This window comes from Mesorhizobium sp. B2-4-18 (genome assembly GCF_006441385.1).
Lineage (GTDB): Bacteria > Pseudomonadota > Alphaproteobacteria > Rhizobiales > Rhizobiaceae > Mesorhizobium > Mesorhizobium australicum.
Map to the genome: position 1 here is coordinate 73,361 of NZ_VFUW01000001.1, position 16,984 is coordinate 90,344.

Annotated in this window: 17 protein-coding genes; 6 read left to right on the top strand and 11 right to left on the bottom strand. The window is 62.3% G+C overall.

The window, feature by feature from the left end; all coding sequences use genetic code 11:
• The first annotated feature begins 192 nt into the window (after positions 1 to 192).
• Complete coding sequence (gene argE / locus FJ527_RS00360; protein ID WP_041163727.1) at positions 193 to 1,350, top strand: acetylornithine deacetylase; 1,158 nt, start codon at positions 193 to 195, stop codon at positions 1,348 to 1,350.
• Between the two features lie 15 nt (positions 1,351 to 1,365).
• On the opposite strand, the gene FJ527_RS00365 is transcribed toward argE, so the two are convergent.
• Genes FJ527_RS00365 through FJ527_RS00385 form a run of 5 tightly spaced genes read right to left on the bottom strand, consistent with a single transcriptional unit; the run spans position 1,366 to position 6,277 of the window.
• Positions 1,366 to 2,301, bottom strand: coding sequence for a LysR family transcriptional regulator (locus FJ527_RS00365; RefSeq protein ID WP_015316459.1), 936 nt, complete (start codon positions 2,299 to 2,301; stop codon positions 1,366 to 1,368).
• Between the two features lie 49 nt (positions 2,302 to 2,350).
• Positions 2,351 to 3,841 carry an aldehyde dehydrogenase gene (locus FJ527_RS00370; RefSeq protein WP_015316458.1) on the bottom strand — a complete coding sequence of 497 codons (1,491 nt, stop codon included), beginning with the start codon at positions 3,839 to 3,841 and terminating at the stop codon, positions 2,351 to 2,353.
• 20 nt (positions 3,842 to 3,861) lie between these two features.
• On the bottom strand, positions 3,862 to 4,536 hold the full coding sequence (locus FJ527_RS00375; protein ID WP_140821150.1) for a DUF1028 domain-containing protein: 675 nt from the start codon (positions 4,534 to 4,536) through the stop codon (positions 3,862 to 3,864).
• A 5-nt stretch (positions 4,537 to 4,541) separates the two neighbouring features.
• Positions 4,542 to 4,958, bottom strand: a complete 417-nt coding sequence (locus FJ527_RS00380; protein WP_015316456.1) for a RidA family protein — start codon at positions 4,956 to 4,958, stop codon at positions 4,542 to 4,544.
• Positions 4,959 to 5,002: 44 nt separating this feature from the next.
• Positions 5,003 to 6,277, bottom strand: a complete 1,275-nt coding sequence (locus FJ527_RS00385) for an NAD(P)/FAD-dependent oxidoreductase (RefSeq protein WP_140821713.1) — start codon at positions 6,275 to 6,277, stop codon at positions 5,003 to 5,005.
• Between the two features lie 382 nt (positions 6,278 to 6,659).
• On the opposite strand from FJ527_RS00385, the gene FJ527_RS00390 reads away from it, so the two are divergent.
• Positions 6,660 to 8,279 carry a GMC family oxidoreductase N-terminal domain-containing protein gene (locus FJ527_RS00390; RefSeq protein ID WP_140821151.1) on the top strand — a complete coding sequence of 540 codons (1,620 nt, stop codon included), beginning with the start codon at positions 6,660 to 6,662 and terminating at the stop codon, positions 8,277 to 8,279.
• 89 nt (positions 8,280 to 8,368) lie between these two features.
• Here FJ527_RS00390 and FJ527_RS00395 read toward each other — a convergent pair whose 3' ends face one another.
• From FJ527_RS00395 to FJ527_RS00405, 3 genes are all read right to left on the bottom strand, one after another.
• Positions 8,369 to 9,127, bottom strand: a complete 759-nt coding sequence (locus tag FJ527_RS00395) for an ABC transporter ATP-binding protein (RefSeq protein ID WP_167331150.1) — start codon at positions 9,125 to 9,127, stop codon at positions 8,369 to 8,371.
• A gap of 122 nt (positions 9,128 to 9,249) precedes the next feature.
• Positions 9,250 to 10,053: an ABC transporter permease gene (locus FJ527_RS00400; RefSeq protein ID WP_140660837.1), complete on the bottom strand. Its 804-nt coding sequence runs from the start codon at positions 10,051 to 10,053 to the stop codon at positions 9,250 to 9,252.
• A gap of 95 nt (positions 10,054 to 10,148) precedes the next feature.
• Complete coding sequence (locus FJ527_RS00405; RefSeq protein ID WP_140715593.1) at positions 10,149 to 11,132, bottom strand: ABC transporter substrate-binding protein; 984 nt, start codon at positions 11,130 to 11,132, stop codon at positions 10,149 to 10,151.
• 516 nt (positions 11,133 to 11,648) lie between these two features.
• Between FJ527_RS00405 and FJ527_RS29525 the strand changes: the two genes are divergently transcribed.
• From FJ527_RS29525 to FJ527_RS00430, 4 genes are all read left to right on the top strand, one after another.
• On the top strand, positions 11,649 to 11,960 hold the full coding sequence (locus FJ527_RS29525) for a GFA family protein (RefSeq protein ID WP_140725916.1): 312 nt from the start codon (positions 11,649 to 11,651) through the stop codon (positions 11,958 to 11,960).
• A gap of 49 nt (positions 11,961 to 12,009) precedes the next feature.
• Positions 12,010 to 12,426, top strand: a complete 417-nt coding sequence (locus tag FJ527_RS00415; RefSeq protein WP_015316448.1) for an HD domain-containing protein — start codon at positions 12,010 to 12,012, stop codon at positions 12,424 to 12,426.
• A 158-nt stretch (positions 12,427 to 12,584) separates the two neighbouring features.
• Positions 12,585 to 12,932, top strand: coding sequence for a hypothetical protein (locus FJ527_RS00420; RefSeq protein WP_246677662.1), 348 nt, complete (start codon positions 12,585 to 12,587; stop codon positions 12,930 to 12,932).
• Positions 12,933 to 13,379: 447 nt separating this feature from the next.
• Positions 13,380 to 14,099 (top strand): Crp/Fnr family transcriptional regulator, encoded by a 720-nt coding sequence (locus FJ527_RS00430; protein ID WP_140790257.1) that lies wholly within the window; start codon positions 13,380 to 13,382, stop codon positions 14,097 to 14,099.
• Between the two features lie 237 nt (positions 14,100 to 14,336).
• Here the strand turns inward: FJ527_RS00430 and FJ527_RS00435 are convergent, their stop codons facing one another.
• The 3 genes from FJ527_RS00435 to FJ527_RS00445 all read right to left on the bottom strand — a co-directional run bounded on the left by FJ527_RS00435 (position 14,337) and on the right by FJ527_RS00445 (position 16,527).
• Positions 14,337 to 14,600, bottom strand: a complete 264-nt coding sequence (locus FJ527_RS00435; protein ID WP_246677663.1) for a hypothetical protein — start codon at positions 14,598 to 14,600, stop codon at positions 14,337 to 14,339.
• Between the two features lie 152 nt (positions 14,601 to 14,752).
• Entirely contained in the window at positions 14,753 to 16,099 is a 1,347-nt protein-coding gene (locus tag FJ527_RS00440) for a sorbosone dehydrogenase family protein (RefSeq protein ID WP_140821155.1), read from the bottom strand.
• Positions 16,096 to 16,527: a DUF2231 domain-containing protein gene (locus FJ527_RS00445; protein ID WP_140614612.1), complete on the bottom strand. Its 432-nt coding sequence runs from the start codon at positions 16,525 to 16,527 to the stop codon at positions 16,096 to 16,098. Before FJ527_RS00445 ends, FJ527_RS00440 begins: the two co-directional genes overlap by 4 nt.
• Positions 16,528 to 16,984: the final 457 nt, after the last annotated feature.

Here is a 16,984-nt window from a genome sequence, read left to right on the forward strand (position 1 = left end):
GTGCTGCCGAGACTACTCATAAGTTCGAGCCGGCGCGGGAAAACTACGGATTTCTTCTGTGCCGATTAGGACGCGCCTAATCGCGCGCGCCGGCGCGAATTAGTCTGCGTTGAACCGGGGCTGAGCGAAATGCGACTTCAGAGCATCGGCGGCATGATGCTAGACAGCCAGAACCCGACCGAGAGACAGAAAATGGACAGCATCAGGATTCTCGAACGGCTGATCGCATTCCCCACGGTGAGCCGCGACTCGAACCTCGACCTGATCGGCTATGCGGCCGACTTGCTCGAAGCGAGCGGCGTTGCCTGCCAGATCGTCCACGGCGCGGACAGGCACAAGGCCAACCTCTTTGCCACCATTGGCCCGGCAGGCAGACCCGGTGTCATGCTGTCCGGCCACACCGACGTCGTTCCCGTGGACGGCCAGAACTGGACGCTGCCCCCATTCGAAATGACCGAGCGCGACGGCAAGCTCTATGGGCGCGGCGCGGCGGATATGAAGGGTTTTGTGGCCTCTGCGCTCGCGATCTGCATCAAGGCCTCCAGGATCGCGCTTCGGACGCCGTTGCATCTGGCGCTCTCCTGTGACGAGGAAGTCGGCTGCCTGGGCGTGCGCGACCTGATCGAAATGCTGCGTGCGGCGCCGCAACGCCCGCTGCTGTGCATCGTCGGGGAGCCGACCAACATGCAGGTGGCGACCGGGCACAAGGGCAAGCTTGCCGCTCGCGCCGTCTGCAGGGGACGCGAAGGCCATTCGGCGCTCGCCCCGCTGGCGCTCAATGCGATCCACCTCGGGTGCGATTTCGTGCGCGCCTTGCGTGACGAACAGGAACGGCTGGCCCGCGACGGCGCCCGCGACGGCGACTACGACATTCCCTACACGACGGTTCATGTCGGCAAGATCAACGCCGGTGTCGCGCTCAACATCGTGCCCAACCTCTGCCACGTCGATTTCGAGATCCGCAACATTGCCGCCGACGACGCCGCCAGCATTCTCGACAGGCTGCGCGCCGCCGCGGTGCGCATTGCCGAGGACGCCGCTTCGATCGCGGCAGAGGCAGCGATCGACATCGAGATCACCAACACCTATCCGGGCCTCGACACCCCGGCCGCATCGGAGGCGGTGGCTTTCGTCAAGTCGCTGACCGGTGCCAACGACACGATGAAAGTCGCGTTCGGCACGGAGGGCGGATTGTTCAGCCGCGATCTTGGCACGCCTGCAGTCGTCTGCGGGCCGGGCTCCATGGCGCAGGGACACAAGCCCGACGAATTTGTCAGCGTCGAACAGCTGCGTCGTTGCGACGCGATGCTGGACAGATTGCTGGAACGGCTCACGGACGGCTGGCCGTGAGCCGCATGGCAGGCCTCACTTCACGATGCGCTCGGTACCGAAGACGCCCTGCTCGACGACGAAGCGGCGACAGTGGTCGATGAAGGCCTGCACCGTCAGCGTGCGATGCTCGGCGTTCGGCAGGGCAATCCCTATGGTCAGCGGCCTGAGGTCGCCCAACAAAGGCACAAAGACCAGCAATTTGCCGTCCGGCGACATGGTGTTGAGCGGCCGCATATTGGCGATGCCGTAGCCGAAGCCGTTGGCGACCATCGAGCGCATCACGGCGATGTCGCCGGTGCGCTCGACGATCTTGGGCCGCAGGCCCCTGGGCTGGAAAGCCGACAGGAAATATTCCCTGCTGTAGGGCAGGTCAAGCAGCACCATCGGCTCATCGACCAGTTCCTCGGGCGTGATACCTGCCTTCGCCGCCAGGCGATGCGCGGCCGGCAGCATGACATAGGCCGGCAACTGCATCAGCGGCTCGAAAGTCATGTCTTGCGACAGCTCCAGATCGTAGGTCAGCGCGGCGTCTATTTCGCCACGTTGGAGCATCTCGAACAATTGCCCCTGGTTGCGCTCGAATTGCCTGACCCGCACATCGGGATAGGCGTCCTCGAATTTCTTGCGCAGTGCCGGCAGCACGATCTGGGCGAAAGTGAGCAGGCAGCCGATCGCCAGCGGTCCGCGCACCTTTTCGGCGATATCCCCGGCAATGTCGTGCAGCGCGTCCGCATCGTTAAGCAGACGCGCTGCTTCCTTGAGGAACAGGCGCCCGCCCGCCGTCAGCGCCAGCGCGTGCGAATGCTTGCGCACGAAAAGCTGCACGCCGAACTCGGCTTCGAGCTGAGCGATCGACGCCGAGATCGATGGCGGCGAGACATTCACCTGCTCGGCCGCCTTGGCGATCGAACCCGCTTCGCCAACGGCGACGAAATATTCGAGTTGTCTCAGCGTGAAGCGAAGCGGCATGGTGGCTATGTTGCCGGTTTGCAGCCGGCGATCAAGTCGCGGCCGCTTCTCAATATTTTATCCAGGTAGTCTTCAGCGCGGTGTACTTGTCGAGCGCGTGCAGCGACAGGTCGCGCCCGAAGCCGGACTGCTTGAAACCGCCGAAGGGAGTCATCGGGCTCAGCGCATCGACGGTGTTCACGGAAACCGTGCCCACGCGCAGCCCTTCCGCGAGACGATGCGCCCGCGACAGGCTGTCGGTCCACAGAGATGCGGCCAGGCCGTAGACGCTGTCGTTGGCGATGCGAAGCGCCTCGTCTTCGGTGTCGAAGGCGATCACCGACAGGACCGGACCGAATATCTCGTCGCGCGCAAGCGGGTCGTCGGGCGAGACGTCGTCGAAGATCGTGGGCTGCACAAAACTGCCGCGCCCGTCGACGGTAACCCGGTCGCCGCCGGTCACCAGCCGTGCCGACTTCTTGCCGCCATCGACGAAACGCATGACGGTCGCCGCGTGGCGCGCGTCCACCATCGCACCCATCCTGGATGCAGGGTCGAGCGGATCGCCGGGCTGGGTCGCCGTCGCGCGCTGCGCCAGTTTCTCGACGAGCGTATCCTTGATGCCGCGCTCCACCAGAAGCCGGGAGTTGGCCGAGCATACCTGCCCCTGGTTGAAGAAGATGCTGAAGGCGGCCATGTCGGCTGCCGCGTCCAGATCACCGCAATCGGCGAACACCAGATTGGGGCTCTTGCCACCGGTCTCCAGCCAGACCTGCTTCATGTTCGACTGGCCGGAATATTGCAGGAACATCTTGCCGACAGCGGTCGATCCGGTGAAGGCAAGGCAATCCACGTCCATATGGCGGCCAAGCGCCTGGCCGGCCGTCTCGCCGAGGCCGGGCACCACATTGAGCACGCCGGCGGGCAGCCCTGCCTCCATGGCAAGCTCGGCCAGCCTGAGCGCCGAGAAAGGCGACTGCTCGGCGGGTTTGAGCACCACCGAATTGCCCGCAGCCAGCGCGGGCGCGCATTTCCAGGTCGCCATGTCGAGCGGAAAGTTCCACGGCACGACGGCGCCCACGACCCCGAGCGGCTCGCGCCGTACCAAAGCAAGGTCGCCTCGTGCCGTCGGCGCCACCTCGTCATAGACCTTGTCTATCGCTTCGCCATACCACTGGAAGATCGCCGCCGACCCCGGCACGTCGACGGTCGCTGCGTCCTTGACCAGCTTGCCCATATCAAGAGATTCCAGCAGCGCGAGCTCCTGCAGGTTCTCGCGCAGCAATTCCGCCAGCCGCAGCAGCACCCGTTTGCGATGCTGAGGGGTCGCTCTCGACCAGACGCCGGCCTCAAAACTGCGGCGTGCCGCGGCGACGGCAAGGTCGATGTCCTCTTCGCCGCAGGAAGCCACCTCAGCGAGCGTTGCTCCGGTGGCCGGATTGATGCTGGTAAATGTTCTGCCGGAACGCGCGGGCATTGCCTTGCCGTCGATGAACGCCCTGTCGCGAAAACGGATAGCCGAGGCTTTGCTGATCCAATCCTTATGACTGAGTTCGCTCATGCTGGCTCCAGATTGTCGAACTACTCATCACCGGGAACGCCGTAGCTTGGCGCACCGGACGGGTTGAGGGCGCGCGTGACATAAGCATCGAGCTGGGGCTTATAGATGTCCCACAGCATTGCCAGCTGCTCGATCGGACACCCTTCGGTCCAGTCGCAACGCAGGTCGGCGACGGGCCATGACACATCGCGTACCAGTTTCATGCCGGCGGAGCGGACAGGCCCCGCCTCGCCGCCGGCCTCGAGCGCGGCTCGCATGGTGGCGATCAGCCGGTCGCCAAGATCGCCTTCGGAGGCGAGAAAGGCGTCCACCATGGCTTGCGGAACCCTATCGCTGGCAAGCAGGTTGCCGCCGCAGGCGACGTCCTCGCCGCGTGCCTCGCTCCAGATGCCAAGCGCTTTCGGTCCCGAATGGATCGCGCTGCCGCCGGCCTTGTCGACCGCCAGGACCTGCCGGTATTCGCTGAAAGCACCCGTGCGCTTCAGGATCGCGACGGCTTCGGCGGCGGAGGCGCCTCGCGCCATCAGCTCCAGCGCCCGTGGCCCGAGCGTCGGGTCCGTGACATTCTGGCTGGCAACGGCGCCGACGCCGGCCTGTGCATAGGCGCAGCGGGCCGCGACCGCGGGGGATGACGAGGATACCGCCACTCCGAACATGCCGGTGCGCCGGCACCGTGCGACGATGGAGAAGGTCATGGCGCTCAGTCCGGAATTACGGCCGTGCCGTCGATCTCGACCAGCCATTCCGGCCTTGCCAGGGCCGACACGACAAGGCCGGTCGAAACCGGATAGACGCCCTTGATGTATTCGCCCATCGTTCGGTAGACGGCTTCGCGATGGCGGACATCGGTGATGTAGACCACCACTTTCACCAGATGCTCCATGGTGCCGCCGCATTCCTCGATGAGCTGCTTGATATTCTGCATCACCTTGTGGGTCTGCTCGACCGGATCGTGGCTGGCGATATTCTTGGCGGTGTCGAGATCCTGCGGGCACTGCCCGCGCAGATAGATCGTCCGGCCACCCCGTGTGACGACCGCCTGGCACAGATCGTTGTCGAGCTTCTGCTCGGGATAAGTGTCCTTCGTATTGAAGGTACGAATTCGGGTATGCTTCATCTTGATCTCCATCAGGTCGGGCTCGCGGCCGTCGCCAGCTTTGGTCAGGCGTCCACGGCCTCACGCTTCGCGGCGGCGTGATAAGCGAGATATTTGCGCTGCGTCGAAATACGGTCGGCCACGTGCTTGGCATCGTGCCACACGCCCCAGATGAAGCTCGATCCCCTGCGCGACTGCCAGGGGAGGCCCAGGAAATAGATCCCTGGCTCGGTCGAGACGCCGCGCTGATGCCTCGGCCGGCCCTGCTCGTCAAAGGCATCGACCTTCAGCCAGCTGTAATCGACGGCAAAGCCCGTCGCCCAGATGATCGAACTTATCCCGGCTTCGGTCAGATCGAGCTCGAGGATCGGATTGGTCACGCAGTCCGGGTCAGGGCCGATCCGGCGGGCAGCGGGTTCTTCGGGAAGGTCGAGACCGTTGCGCGCGACATAGGCGTCGGCCTCGTCCAGCAATGCCATCAGATTGGCATCACCGCGGGCAATGTTTTTGGCAAGATCGGGCGCGAAGGTCATGGCACCGTCCTGGTACGCCCTCGTCATGCCAACGAGCGTAAGCCCCTGCGCCGCCAGACGGCGAAAATCGATCGTTTCTCCGCCCCGCGCACCGCTCACCGCGATCGTGACATGCTCCGTGCCGGGTCCCGGAGTTTCGAGGTCCCATTTGCCGAGAACGCCCAGCCACCAGCAGAAGTCGCGGCCGCGATAGGCGCGCGGCGGGCGGTCGTGCGCGCCGACCGAGAGATAGACGCGTTTGCCAGCACGCTGGAGTTCGTCCGCAATCTGGACGCCCGAGGATCCCGCGCCGACCACCAGCACCGCGCCTTTCGGCAACTGCGCGGGATTGCGGTAGGCGCTGGAGTGGATTTGCAGGATGCCGGCATCGGCAGGAACGACGGGCGGGATGACCGGGACCTGGAAAGGGCCGGTCGCCGCGACAACGCTGTTGGCCTCGATCACGCCATCGGACGTCGCGACACGGAATCCGGGCCGCCCTATGTTTCTTTGCACAAGCCTGACCTCGACGCCGCAGCGGACCGGCGCATTGATCTGCTTTGCGTAGGCGACAAAATAGTCGGCGACCTCTTCCTTGGAGGGAAAGCCATCGGGGCCTGTCACAGGAAATTCCATGCCCGGGAAGCGGTCGTGCCAGGCCGGGCCATTGGCAACCAGGGAGTCCCACCGCTGCGAGCGCCAGCGCTCGGCGATGCGGCCGCGTTCGAGAACGAGATGCGGCACCCCGCATTTGCTCAGGTGCTCGCTCATGGCCACCCCAGCCTGGCCGCCACCAACGACAAGCGTGTCTATCGTCTCAACCGACATGCCCAGTCCTTTTCTGACCATCCGACAGCTCCCGCCGCACGCGATGAAACCGATTTCCGGCGGCCGGCAAACGCAGCCCCGGAGATCCATTTCGCCGTGTTCCGGACAGGCCGTGCGCCATCCGGTCGCCTCCCCATTGGCGCTCACAAGTAGCAGCACGTGCCGGTGGGCGCCCATAACGAATCTCCGAAGTCACGCGTAACCATTTCCGAATTTCTCGTGCCGATGGACGCATCTACAGTTTCAGCGGCCGGATCCGCAGCGCCGCATGAGCTGGCCGCGAAGCCGGGCACGTGTCGGCACCGAATTGTTGCGGAACAGGATGCAGCCTCGCAGCGGCCCGTTCGGCAATGCCACGAGCCGGCATTCTCGAGGGGCTGGCATGAAGACTGAGAGCTATGATTACATTGTCGTCGGCGCGGGTTCGGCCGGATGCGTGGTGGCCAATCGGCTGAGCGCCGATCCGTCGGTCAGGGTGTGCCTGGTAGAGGCAGGCGGCAGCGACAACAGCCTGCGGGTAAGGATTCCGGCGGGCATTCTGTCGCTCTATGGCAACCCGAACTACGACTATTGTTTCGTCGGCGTGCCGCAGCCCCATCTCAACAACCGCCGCATTCCGGTCAACCGGGGCAAGGCGCTGGGCGGATCGAGTTCGATCAACTCGATGGTCTATATTCGCGGTGCCGCGCAGGACTATGACGAGTGGGCCGGGCTCGGCTGCACCGGCTGGGCTTACAGCGACGTGCTGCCGGTGTTCAGGAAGCTGGAGCGCAACCTGATCGCCCAGGACCCACACTATCACGGCACGGACGGCGAGCTCATGGTCGACAATCCGCGCGATCCGAACATGCTTTCCACCATGTTCGTCAAGGCCGGCAAAAATGCCGGCCTGCCCGCCAACGACGACTTCAACGCCGAGAGCCAGTTCGGCCTCGGCATCTACAACGTCACCCAGAACCGGGGCCAACGCTTCAGCAGCTTTACCGCCTTCATGCGTCCGGTGCTCCATCGCGGAAACCTGACGCTGCTCAGTGCATGCGAGGTGGTCGACCTTGTCGTCGCCGAAGGGCGCGCCACCGGCCTGCGGGTGCGCCACGACGGCGAGCAAAAAATACTCGCGGCTGGCCGCGAGATCGTGCTCTGTGCCGGGGCCATCAACTCGCCCAAGATCCTGATGGCATCCGGCATTGGCCCCGCGGACGAGCTGCGGCAGATCGGCATCACGCCGATTCTCGATCTACCAGGTGTCGGCAAGAACCTGCAGGACCATGTCGACGGCATGATCACCGTGCGCTCCAGGAGCATCAGGACGCTCGGCCTGTCGTTTGCCAACCTGCCCCGCATCGCGGCAGCGCCTTTCCAGTATTTCGCGCGCCGAAAGGGAATCCTCACGACCAACTATGTCGAGGCCGGCGGCTTTGCGAAGACTCGGCATGCGAACGGCCTGCCCGACATTCAGTTCCACTTCGTGCCGGGCTATCGCAGCCATCGCGGCAGGCTCATCGAATATGGCCACGGCTACGCCGTTCACACCTGCGTTCTCAGGCCTAAAAGCGTTGGCGAGATCAAATTGTCACGGGACAGTTCTCGCCGTGACGTTCTCATCGACCACCGCTTCTTCGCGGACGAGGACGACGCCATAGTGCTTTTCGAAGGCATCAAGATCGCGCGCAGGATTCTCGCCGCGCCGGAGTTCGATAACATTCGTGGCAAGGAGATGCTTCCCGGCAAGGATGTTCGAAGCGACGACGAGATCCTGGCCTATCTGCGCGCCGAAGCTCTGACCGTCTACCACCCTGTCGGAACCTGCAAGATGGGGACGGACGCGATGGCGGTCGTTAATCCGGCGACGCTGAAAGTGCGAGGCGTGGACGGTCTCCGGGTCGCCGATGCGTCAGTCATGCCGAAGCTGATCGGCGGCAACACGAACGCGCCAAGCATGATGATCGGACAGAAGTGCTCGGAGATGATCCTGGGCTCGGCGTATCGCGGCGAAAGGTAAGGACCCGCCCCGCCTTTCAACATTGTCGGCAGTTCAGCGTTGGCAACGCCGACCTGCCGACGACCGTTTGTGTTTCCTCGAGATTGCTCTCAATGATCCTCATCGATCTCGTCGTGCAAGAGGCCGAGGATGCGGCGCTTGAGGGCGATGAACTCGGGTTCGAGGATCACATCCATCGAACGCGGCCTTGGGATGTCGACCTTGATCTCCGCCTTGATCTTGCCGGGCCGGGCCGTCATCACCAGGACGCGATCGCCCAGGACCAGCGCCTCGTCTATATCGTGAGTAACGAACAGCACCGTCTTTTGCTGCCGCTCCCAGACGCGCAAAAGCAGTTTCTGCATGGTGCCGCGCGTCTGGCTGTCGAGGGCGCCGAAGGGCTCATCCATCAACAGAACGGCCGGATCGTTGGCAAGGGCGCGCGCGATCGCCACGCGCTGCTTCATGCCGCCGGAAAGCTGGGCGGGGTAGTGGTCGGCAAACGGCGCGAGGCCGACTTCGTCGAGATACTGGTCGACGATCTGCTTGCGCCGCCCCGCCGGCAGGCCTTTGCGCTTGGGTCCATACTCGATGTTGGCGCGCACGGTGAGCCAGGGAAACAAGGTGTAGCTCTGGAACACCATGCCTCTGTCTGGACCCGGTTCGATCACTTCCCTGCCATCGACCTTGATGCTGCCTGAAGTCGCGTCGTTGAGGCCGGCCGCAAGGTAGAGCAGGCTCGATTTGCCGCATCCCGAGGGGCCGACGATGACGCAGAATTCGTTCTTGGCCACCTTCAGCGACACATCGTCCAGCGCCAGCACGCCGTTGGCGTCGCCGTAACGCAATGTCACGTCCTCAACGGCCATCGTCGTGCCGGTCGAGCGCGGATCGCCGGTCGTCGCGGCCGTGCCGGCCAGATCGTTCGCCTTTATGGTCTCGCTCATTGCTACCCTTGATCCGACTGCGGTTTGCGAGCTTGCGTTCAAAATCAGGATGCCCATGGCGCGACCCTGGCCCGGATGATGCGGAACGCCGTGTCGGTGATAAGGCCCAGAAGCCCGATCGCGGCGATTGCCATGAAGATCACATCGACCTGGAAGCCTCGCATCGCCTTCAGGCTGATATAGCCGAGGCCGCTCGACGCGGCGACGAGTTCGGCCACGACCAGATAGGTCCAGGCCCAGCCCATGGTGACGCGAAGCGTGTCGAGGATGGCTGGAAGCGCGGCCGGGAAAATGACGTGCCACACCGCTTCGCTGCGCTTGGTGCCCAAAGTGTAGGAGGCGTTGACCAGGTCCCTGGAGACGCTGCGCGCACAGTCCGAAATCATCACGAGCTGCTGGAAGAAGGTGCCGAAGAAGATGACCGCTATGCGCTGTTCGATACCGATGCCGATCCAAAGGATGAACAGGGGCACGAAGGAGGTCACAGGGAGGTAGCGGATGAAGTTGACCAAGGGCTCCAGCGGCGCCTGCACCACCCGATAGGTCCCCATCCACAGCCCCAGCGGCACCGAGATCAGCGAGGAGACGATGAAGCCCAGGATCACCACCTTGGCGCTGGTGAAAGTGTGGTAAAAAAGGCTGCCGTCCTGGGACATGCGATAGGTCGTCTGCAGCACGGTTCCGGGCGTCGGCAGGAACATGTTCGGCACGACGCGGCCATAGGACAGCAGCGCCCAGCCGCCGATCACGACTACCCACATCGCCAGCGCGAGTGTCGTTGCCGTGCTGGCGGGAATGTTGGCGAATGGGGTCGTCAGGCGTGTCCACGCCGTCCGCCTCTGTGCCATGGCATGGCCTCCGTTGATTTTCTGAAGCGAGAAGGCTCCGGCCTGTCGGTAAACAGGGGTCGGCCCAAGCGGACCGACCCCGGTTTCTCGAAGGCTCATTGTTCCCTGATGAAGTCGGTATCGAGGATGGTTTTCGCGTCGATCGTCATCTTGAGCTTGCCGGCCTTGCCCCAGATGTCCTGCGCGAAATTCACCAGCTCGGACGCCTCGCTCTTTTCCGGCATACCGAAGAATTCCAGGTTGCGATCGCGATCGTAATAGCGCACGCCCTTGGCACCGGCGGCGAAATCCTCGGGCTTTTCGAGATAGCCGCCAATGCCCTTGGCCATGATCTCATAGGCCTTTTCCGGATTGGTCTTGATGTATTCCACCGCTTTGTAATAGCCCTTGACGAGGGCCTTTACGTCCTCGGGATGTTTTTCGATCAGATCGCATTTGAGGGCGATCACGTCGACGATCAAGCCAGGGGTGGTCGTGGAATCGATCAACACCTTTCCCTTGCCGCCCTTGCGGACCTCGGTGAGGTGCGGCTCCCACGTCACGGCGGCGGGAACCTGGCCGGCGATGAAGGCGGTCGCCGCGTCATCGGCGGTCATGTTGGTAATGGTAACGTCGTCCTCGGTCATGCCTTCCTTTTTCAGGAGCACGTTGAACCAGAATTCGGAAACGGAGCCCTCGTTCAAGGCCACCTGCTGGCCCTTCAGATCCTTGAGGGACTTGATGTCGGGCTGCGTGACGACGCCATCACCGCCGTGGCTGTCGTCGAGTGCAAGGACGTATTTGAAGCAGAGGTCGTCCGAGCGGTACTTCATCAGCTCGTCTACGGTGGAGGCGGCGCCATCGAGATCGCCGCCGGCGACCGCAGCCATGTAAAGCGCTGATTCTTCTATGACCTTCAGGTCGACGTCGACGCCGGCCTCCTTGAAGTAACCGAGGTCGCGGGCAAGAAACAGCGGCCCGTAACCTACCCAGGTCGTCATGCCGAGACGGATGGCGCCCGCATTGGCGGGAGCTGCAAGCCCCAGGCCCAGCAGGCCTGCGCCGACCGCGCCCATCAGGCAGTTTCGAAATGTCTTCATTGTCGTGGTTCCCCTATGGCTGTTGCCGGCATCGGCCTCATTCTCGCGGCCTATGCCGGTTGCGTTTCGGCAGCCGCTCTTGTTTGGGCGTCGCCTCCCAGCGAGCCTTGCGTGTTCTAAGGTTTGCAACAGAGCATCCGGGCCGGATCGCAAAAAGAAGTCTTTTTCTGCCCATTGCTTCGTCGAAACCGAAGCGGCTCGATAGCCGATCGGCGGCCTGGCTCTGGACCTGGCTGGCCATTTTCCGCAGGGTCGCCGACAGAAGCGGCCTCAATGCCACGGCGCTCGAAAAGACGAGAGCCCCGTGCGCGAACCCCTCCTGCGGGGCATAGGAACCGACGAGGGCGGCCGACGTTTTCGCCAGATGAACGAAGCTGCCCGCACGAGATTGGAGAGCCTGCCGAAACGCAGGCTCATCGGACTGGAGCCAAGGTGGAACTGAACGGCGGATGTCTTTGCGGCCGGATTCGCTTCAACGTCACAAGCGAACCGAGAGTGCACTATTGCCATTGCGATATGTGCCGGCGCGCGACCGGCAGTGCATTTGCGGTCCTGGCGTGGGTGCCTTCGCCAGACCTGACCTGGATCGACGCCACTCCCGCCTATCGCCGATCTTCGCCAATCGCCCAAAGGGGGTTCTGTCCCGCCTGCGGATCGCCGCTCAGCCTTGCCTATGACGTCTCGCCCGGGGAAATCGCGCTGCATGTCGGCACATTCGACGATCCAGCGCGGCTGGAGCCTCGCTACAACTACGGATCAGGGCAGCGGCTTGGCTGGGTCTGCTGCGGCGTGGACTTGCCGCACCGCGAAACCGAGGAACGCTGGTAGGCGCCTGAAAGCAACGTGGCTCGCTGGCGAAAAGGCGGAGATGGATGTGATGAGTATTTTCTATCGGGCGGCCAAGATTGCGGAGCAGGCGCATGCATCGCAGCATGACAAGACAGGAGGCCCCTATATCGACCATTGCCGTCGAGTGGTCGACGCCGTCGAAACGATAGATCAGAAAGTCGTCGCCTATCTGCACGACGTCCTGGAAAAAAGCGAAGGCTGGAGCCGGGCCAAGCTCGAAGAGGCGGGCTTTGGACCGACGATCGCCGCCGCGGTCGACGCCATGACACGCAGAGAAGGCGAGGACTATTTCGCATTCGTTCGCCGGGCCGCATCGAACCCATTGGCGCTGCCGGTAAAGCGGGCGGATCTGGCCGACAATATCTGGCAATCAAAGCAGATCGGAGCATCCACGGCCAAGTATGAAGAAGCATTGCGCATTCTTGACGACGAGTTCACCAAGTGAGTGCCGGGATGCTGGCGGCAATCGCGTCCTGGCATGCGACAAGCGCCACTGGACGGTGCCTGTAGTCGCGCGATGCCAAAATACATGGATTACGGGAACCAACCCGTTTGGTAATTTTCGTACCAACGTTTTTAGTGACACGCTGGGTGGGTGGTTTTATGAATCCGATGATCGATCCGCGTCCGGCATGCCCTCTGATGCGCAATGCCTGGCTGCCTTCGGATCGCTTCGAGGCCAAGGTGACGCCCATGCGGGAATTGCCGAAAGACATTGACGCCGATGTGGTGATCGAAATCAGCAGATTGCTGGACGACAGCGCGCTTTTCGTGCCTGTCCGCGTTCATGAACTCACAGCAAGGGTAAGGCAGAAAGTGAAGACGGGATTGCCGGATCGTTCGATCGAAGAGTTGATCGTGGAAATGGCTTCCTTGCGTCGGTTCGCCATGGCCTTTGAGCTGCCCGGATCGGAAAATGTGGTGCAAATTCCACAGCGACTCCTACGCTGAAGGCATCAAGGTCACGCGCTCCACCCGGCGGTCAGGACAAGCGATGCCTCGAACACCTGGGCGCCCGCCTCATTGCGCACCTTGCCGGTATCTTGACCAGGTCGCGATCCGGCATTTCATCGCGAGCGACTTCCTGCGAAATGCGATTGGCTTCTGCCCTCGCCTGTTCTCGCGATTCAAATGGCTGGCCGTCGTCGTTGGGTACGGGGCCATGACCGTTATAGAGATCGAAATGACACCGTTTCATTTTCGGGGCAGCCTTGGACACCTCTAGCGTGCTAATACCCAGCGACACTGGTGGTTCCCGCTCCGGCGCTTGCGCCAGAATACGCGCAGGCTGCCGATGATAGGGTCCGCCATCTTCCGAAGGCCTAAGGTCCGGCTGCTATCCTTGCGTCCAGGACATCTGGCGATCGGCGTTTCAACCCCGATCGCCTCGAGGCTATGATGTTAGAGTCCCTCTATCTGCAACTCGGCCAGCACGACACTCTGTCGGACGTCGAGAAGGTCTTGCTGGCCGAAACGGTTGTTTTCGGACGCGAGTTCGAAAAGGGGCAAGATGTGGTCAAAGCGGGGTCCCGGCCAACCTATAGCACCATGCTGCTGGATGGCCTGGCGGCACGCTACAAGGTGCTCGAGGACGGCGGCCGGCAGTTCACGTCCTTGCAGGTGCCCGGCGACTTCGTCGATCTCCACGCCTTTTTGCTCAAGACCATGGATCACGGTATCGTCGCGCTGTCGCCTTGCCGGGTGATGTACGCGGACCACAACAAGCTGAAAGCCATTACGGAACAGGCCCCTCACCTGACCCGGCTGTTGTGGCTCGATACGCTGGTCGATGGGGCCATACATCGCGAATGGATCGTGGCAATGGGCCGCCGCTCCAGGACCTCGCATCTGGCCCATCTCATCTGCGAACTGTTCGTACGGCTGCAGGCGGTGAAACGCACCAGCGGCATGAGCTTTCATCTACCGCTGTCACAGACTGAAATGGCCGACGTGCTTGGGTTGTCGGTCGTGCACATGAACCGGGTGATCGGAGGCTTGAAGAAGATTAAGGTAATCACCTGGACGAACCATATGGTCACCATTCTGGACTGGGACCAGCTTGCCAGGCTTGCCGAGTTCGACCCTACCTATCTGAGCATCAACAACGAACCGAGATGAGCAGCCTTGAACTCAGTTATGAGGCGGATTGCTCCACCACAACTCAAGCGGCCCGCGTTACGAGCGGGCCTTGTCATTCCCTACGGGTGGATAGCGCCTGATTTGGCGGAAAGCCGGTCCAGCAGCTTGCGCGATTCCTCGATTACGCGCCGCGTGTCTTCAATATTCGAGCGAAGATCGGCAATCTGTGCCGCCGCCCTCCGTTGATATAGGCGCGCACTTTCATTGAGGAAGTAGTCAGGTTCCCACGGGTCCATCGCGATCAGGTCCGTTGCGCACCAGTTCGAACGTTACCTTCACCATAACGAGGGGTTTGCTAGCACCAGCACGGACATGCAGGGCAACCTCTCGGAAATTGCCTTCAGGCATCTGGTCCTTTGCTGTTTCGAGCAACGCCTTTGCCGCCTCATCCTCAGCTGCCTCCAAGCTCGGAAGCTCGGTTCCTTCAGTGTCCGGGTAGGAGGTTCCGTTGTCGACTAGATCAAAATAATAGCGCGCCATCATTGCTAACAAGGCGGCGCGACCTTTGTTCCTCTCGACCTATCGCGAGTGCCGGGTAACGCATGCTTTGAATCCTCAGTATAGGTTACGCCGCCGATAACAGCGTGAGGATCAGTCTCACTACCGGGCTTCCTGCGCATACAATCCGATAGCTACCGAGCTGCGGTCACGCGCCAGACCGTGTTTCCGACATCGTCCGCAATCAACAGCGCGCCCGCCTTGTCGACGGCAACGCCCACGGGCCGCCCATGTGCCTTGTTGTCATTGTCAAGGAAACCGGTGACGACGTCCTGAGGCTTGCCGACGGGATGACCTCCATTGAACGGTATGAAAACGACCTTATAGCCGTTGAAGCGCTTGCGGTTCCAACTGCCATGTTCGCCGACAAAGGCGCCATTGCGATAGGATTCGGGCAGATTGGTGCCGGTGTAAAATGCCAGGCCCAGAGGCGCGACATGGGAACTCAGTGCATAGTCCGGAGGGATGGCCTTGGCGACCAGGTCCGGCCGCCGCGGCATCACCCGCGGATCGACATGCTGGCCATAGTAGCTGTAGGGCCAGCCATAAAACGCGCCGTCCTTGATCGAAGTCATGTAGTCGGGAACCAGATTGGGGCCGAGTTCGTCGCGCTCGTTGATGACGGCCCACAGCGCTCCGCTCTGCGGCTCCCAGCTCAAGCCGTTGGGATTGCGCAGCCCGCCTGCGAAAATGCGCGAACGGCCTGTCGCCCTGTCGACCTCCCAGATCGCGGCGCGATCCTTTTCCGCCTGGATGCCGTTCTCGGTGATGTTGCTGTTGGAGCCGACGCCGACATAAAGCAGCGATCCGTCCGGACTGGCGACGAGAGACTTGGTCCAGTGATGATCGATCGGGCCGCCGGGCAGCGGCGTCAGCACGGTGCCTGGCGCGGTGATCTTGGTCTCGCCGGATGTGTAGGGATAACGCACGATCGCATCCGTGTTGGCGACGTAGAGATCGTTGCCGACCAGGGCTACGCCGAAGGGCGAATTGAGATGATCGAGGAAGACATCCTGCACGTCGGGCACGCCGTCGCCGTTCGTATCACGCAACAGCGTGATGCGGTTGCTTCCCTCGGTGCCGCCGCCCGACGTCGCCATGGACTCGATCCAGCCCATGATCAGGTCCTTCGGACGCTTGATTGCGGCGCCGGGCGGCGCCACGGACTCGACCACGAGAACGTCACCGTTCGGCAAGGTGTAGAGCGAGCGTGGATGCTTCAATCCCTTGGCGAATGCCTGGATCTGCAAACCCTTCGCGACCGTTGGTTTCTCGTCCTGCTTCCAGCCGACGACCGAAGCGACATGCATGGGCGGAACAAGATATTGCGTTGGTTCAGGCAGTGTCGGATTTGGCCCGACCTGGCCGCTTGGGTCTGGGTCGTCGTTGCTGCAGGCGGGCAATGCCAAAAGCGATCCGCACAACAGACTGAACCCAAGGGCACGCCGGATGTGAGTGTTCGAAACCTGCAGGGCGTTCATTCGAGCACCTCCACGCGGGTGCGGCCGGTGCTCCATTCCAGCAACCACACGAGAACCAAGACGATCACGGCCGCCGCGGAGAGGATGAGCCCTGTCGGCACGACCGACGTCCAGGCGTCACGGCTGTGCACCAGCGCGTTGAAGAACGACAGCACAAGCACCACCAGGCTGCCGAGCAGATAGGCTCCGTGGGTACGGAGAATTCGACGGGTGAAGAGATCGAAAAGCGCCGCAAGCACCGCAAGAGCGCCCATCACGAGGCCGGCAAACAGCAGCCATGCGGAAAAATCGGCCCACATCATCTCCGCCGTTCGCCAATAGGTGAGGTCGGTCAGCAGCGTGCCGATGAAACAGGCATTGGCGACCGCCATCGGTGTCCGATGGATCGGACGGCCGACGACCACCGGTATCGATCGCGAATTGGCCACGGATCTTCTCCGCCCCTGCTCCAGATGGCATCTGGGCTTCAAACAAACCTGAAGTTGAGATGTTCCGGGAACTGTTTGCGTTCAAGGACTTGTGATTGCCCTGACCAATGTCGATCACTGTCGGCGGTGAATGGCGCGAAGCGCGGTGTGCTCCGGGAATTCAAGTTCGCAATGTCCGCAGCGCGAGTAACATTGCCTGGCAAGCGGTGGGACGCCAGTTCCATTCCGTGTGCGAGATGAGCAGGGCCCGTATCGCCTCCCGTCAGTGAGATTAGGTTCGGCTTCGTACGTTTCTTACCGAGCCTTGGCCCTTTATTGTCAGTCATTGGCAGATGACTAGATTAACCAGGCGGCATCCCCAAATCATGCCGCAGTGGCCGATGCGGGCTTAGGCAATGTGCCGTCACCGGCATCGTCGCGTCGGCCACTTCCGCGATCCTCGCCCTGCAATGCCGGC